3 protein-coding genes and 1 pseudogene are annotated in these 3,755 nt (G+C 72.8%); 1 reads left to right on the forward strand and 3 read right to left on the reverse strand.

All coding sequences use genetic code 11. The features are described 5' to 3' along the window. Nucleotides 1-1,184 (reverse strand): transglutaminase family protein (locus tag H5J29_RS24770; RefSeq protein ID WP_181783434.1); only part of this gene is annotated, 1,184 nt, incomplete at its 3' end. Nucleotides 1,185-1,358: 174 nt separating this feature from the next. Here H5J29_RS24770 and guaA point away from each other — a divergent pair. Next, complete coding sequence (gene guaA / locus H5J29_RS24775; RefSeq protein WP_312858386.1) at nucleotides 1,359-2,909, forward strand: glutamine-hydrolyzing GMP synthase; 1,551 nt, start codon at nucleotides 1,359-1,361, stop codon at nucleotides 2,907-2,909. 92 nt (nucleotides 2,910-3,001) lie between these two features. Here guaA and H5J29_RS24780 read toward each other — a convergent pair whose 3' ends face one another. Together H5J29_RS24780 and H5J29_RS24785 are read right to left on the reverse strand one after the other, a co-directional pair. Then, on the reverse strand, nucleotides 3,002-3,205 hold the full coding sequence (locus tag H5J29_RS24780) for a hypothetical protein (protein WP_181783436.1): 204 nt from the start codon (nucleotides 3,203-3,205) through the stop codon (nucleotides 3,002-3,004). Next, nucleotides 3,198-3,755 (reverse strand): annotated as a pseudogene (locus H5J29_RS24785) (cell wall-active antibiotics response protein); the annotation flags it as partial. The pseudogene H5J29_RS24785 and the gene H5J29_RS24780, both read right to left, overlap by 8 nt.

A 3,755-nucleotide genomic window follows, 5' to 3' on the forward strand; every position in this document is an offset into this window, starting at 1 on the left:
GCGGTCTGCCAGCGCGGCAGCGGCTCGCCGGGGTACCACTTGCCCTGGCCGCGGTGGACCAGGCCGTTCGGGGCGTAGTGCGCCTTGAGCCGCGCGGCCAGCACGTCGGCCATCCGGCGCTTGTCCTCGCCGTCCGCCGCGATCGTCCACTGTGGCGAGGCCATGTCCGTGGTGGACACGAAGGTCGGCTCACCGCCCATGGTCAGCCGGACGTCCCCCTCGGCGAGGAGGGTGTCGATGCGGGCGCCGAGGGCGTCGATCCGTTCCCGCTGCGGGTCCGAGTACGGGGCCGTGACCCGCGGGTCCTCGTGGATCCGGCGGACCACGTTGGAGAACTCGAGCCGGGACCCGCAGGGGTCCACCAGCCCCGAGATGGGGGCGGCGTGGCGCGGGCTGGGCGTCGCCGCGAGCGGGATGTGGCCCTCGCCCGCGAGCAGGCCGGAGGTGGCGTCGAGCCCGACCCAGCCCGCGCCCGGGACGAACACCTCGGCCCAGGCGTGCAGGTCGGTGAAGTCCTGGCGGAAGGACGGGGCGGGGACGCCCGGGACGGCGTCGGGCGCGAGCTGCACGAGGTAGCCGGAGACGAACCGCGCGGCGAGCCCCATCTCCCGCATGAGGGCCACGAGCAGCCAGGCGGAGTCCCGGCAGGAGCCTATTCCCCTGGTCAGGGTCTCGTCCGGGGTCTGGACGCCGGGCTCCATGCGGACCGAGTAGTCCACGGCGTCTCGCACCGCGCGGTTCACGGAGACGAGGAACGAGACGATCGGCTCGTCGCCGCGGGGGATCGTGGCCAGCAGCTTCTGCAGCGGCGCCCCGTGCTCGACGCGCCGCAGGTACGGCTCCAGGTCCGCGGCCAGCTCGGCGGGATAGGCGAAGCCGAAGCGCTCGGCGTACTCCTCGAGGAAGAAGTCGAACGGGTTGATCACCGTCATGTCGGCGACCAGGTCCACGGTGACGCTCAGGCTCGTGGCCGGCTCGGGGAACACCACCCGGGCCTGGTGGTTGGAGTGCGCGTCCTGCTGCCAGTGCACGAAGTGGTTCCGCGGCTCGACCGTGAGCGAGTAGCTCTCGATCGGTGTGCGGCAGTGCGGAGCCGGTCGCAGCCGCACGGTGTGCGGGCCGATATTCACGGCACGGTCGAACTCGTAGTGGGTTCGGTGCTCGAGGGCCACGCGGATGGTCACGTCCGCACATTGTTCCGGGTCGAGGCCGCCGAGACGTTTCACGGGGGTGACAGATCACAGCTCCCGCGCCCCGCCGAGATGAACCAGGGTGCTGTTCGATCATGGTCTGGACAGCCCCTGGTTCATCTCGACCGGTCTGGTGGGGTGACCTGGGTCGCGCTCTACCCTGGTCGTGTGGACACTCCCACCGTTCTCGTCGTGGACTACGGCGCCCAGTACGCGCAGCTCATCGCCCGACGGGTGCGGGAGGCGCAGGTGTACTCGGAGATCGTGCCGTCGTCGGAGTCCGTCTCCTCGATCGTCGCGCGGAACCCGGCGGCGATCGTCCTGTCCGGTGGGCCGTCGTCGGTGTACGCCGAGGGGGCGCCCGAGGTCGACCCCGCCCTGTTCGAGGCCGGGATCCCGGTCTTCGGCATGTGCTACGGCTTCCAGGCCATGGCGCGGGCGCTCGGCGGCGAGGTCGCGCACGACGGCACCCGGGAGTACGGCCGCACCGAGGTGCACGTCGCACCCGAGGCCGGGGTCCTGCACGCGGGGCTGCCCACGAACCACCCCGTCTGGATGAGCCACGGCGACTCCGTGACCCGCGCCCCCGAGGGCTTCACGGTCACGGCGTCGACCGACCGGGTCGCGGTGGCCGGGTTCGAGGACACCGAGCGCAGGCTCGCGGGCGTGCAGTACCACCCCGAGGTCGGGCACTCCCCGCACGGCCAGGAGGTGCTCCGCCGCTTCCTGCGCGACATCGCGGGGGTCGGGCCGTCGTGGACCACGGCGTCGATCATCGACGAGACGATCGAGGCCATCCGCACCCAGGTCGGCGAGGGGCGGGCGATCTGCGGGCTGTCCGGCGGGGTCGACTCCGCGGTGGCCGCCGCGCTGGTGCAACGCGCCATCGGCGACCGGCTGACCTGCGTGTTCGTCGACCACGGGCTGCTGCGGGCCGGCGAGCGCGAGCAGGTGGAGAAGGACTTCGTGGCCGCGACCGGTGCGAACCTGCACACCGTCGACGCGCGCGAGCGCTTCCTGAACGCGCTGGCCGGGGTGACCGACCCCGAGGAGAAGCGCAAGATCATCGGGCGGGAGTTCATCCGGGTCTTCGAGGCGGCGACCTCCGAGGTCGCGGCGGAGGAGCACGTCGGGTTCCTGGTGCAGGGCACCCTGTACCCGGACGTCGTCGAGTCCGGCGGCGGGACCGGCACGGCCACGATCAAGAGCCACCACAACGTCGGCGGGCTGCCGGACGACATCGAGTTCGCCCTGGTCGAGCCGCTGCGGGCGCTGTTCAAGGACGAGGTCCGCGCGGTCGGCGCCCAGCTGGGCCTGCCCGAGGTGATCGTGCAGCGACAGCCCTTCCCCGGCCCCGGCCTCGGCATCCGGATCATCGGCGCGGTCGACGCCTCCCGGCTGGAGACCCTCCGCCAGGCCGACGCGATCGCCCGCGAGGAGCTCACGCTCGCCGGGCTCGACACCAGCATCTGGCAGTGCCCGGTCGTGCTGCTGGCCGACGTCCGGTCCGTCGGCGTCCAGGGCGACGGCCGCACCTACGGTCACCCGATCGTCCTGCGCCCGGTCAGCTCCGAGGACGCCATGACCGCGGACTGGACCCGGCTGCCCTACGACGTCCTCGAGCGGATCTCCACGCGGATCACCAACGAGGTCGCCGAGGTCAACCGGGTCGTCCTGGACGTCACGAGCAAGCCGCCGGGCACCATCGAGTGGGAGTGACCCGTGAGCGGCGATAGTCGCCATAGCCACTATCGCCACTCACGACCAGCGGACCGCACCGGCCGGCCGCGTTCCCGACCTCTCGGGAGGGACTAACGCTTCCTGACGCTGGCGGCGAGCAGGAGCAGGCCGAGCACGATCGCGCCGCCCGCGAGCAGCCACTTCGCGTCGAACCCGACCGCGTCGGGGGTTCGGCCCACGAAGCCCGAGGCCGCGATCCCGAGGCTCACCAGCCCCACGAGCAGGGTCAGCAGGTCCGGCATCCGCCGCGTCCGGGCAGGCTGTCGGTCAGCCACGGTGCACCTCCACGCTGCCCAGACCCGCCCGCAGGTCCAGCTCGATCGGCCGACCGGACCGGACGCCGTCGGCGCCGAGGTCGTCCACCACGGTGATCGCGGCGCCGGTGCCGCTCTGCTCGGTCGTGCCGAACAGCACGTCCCCCATGTCGGCGTGGGCGCGCACGGTCACGTCCGCGTTCGCGGGCACCGTCACCTCGATCGTGCCGAGCCCGACGTTCGCCGAGGTCCGGATCGGTGTGGCGTCCGTGCCGGGGGCCACGGCGGTGTCCATCCCCGACAGGTCCAGCGCGACGGTCCCGGCGCCGCGCTCGTAGCTCGGCTGCAGTGCAGCGGCACTCACCGGGGCGACCGTGATGTCGCCGACCCCGCCCTGCGTGACCTGCGCCAGTGGCACCCTGGCCGCCACCGCGCCCCAGGTCAGCAGCGCGAAGATCAGCGCGAACGGGATCAGGCCGCGTCCGCCGCGGGTGAACGCCCCGACGACGAGCCCGACGCCGAGGACGGCCAGCACCGTCGCGAACACGATCGGCAGGCCGGGCAGGCCCGC

It is taken from the genome of Pseudonocardia pini (assembly GCF_013870575.1).
GTDB classification, from domain to species: domain Bacteria; phylum Actinomycetota; class Actinomycetes; order Mycobacteriales; family Pseudonocardiaceae; genus Pseudonocardia; species Pseudonocardia pini.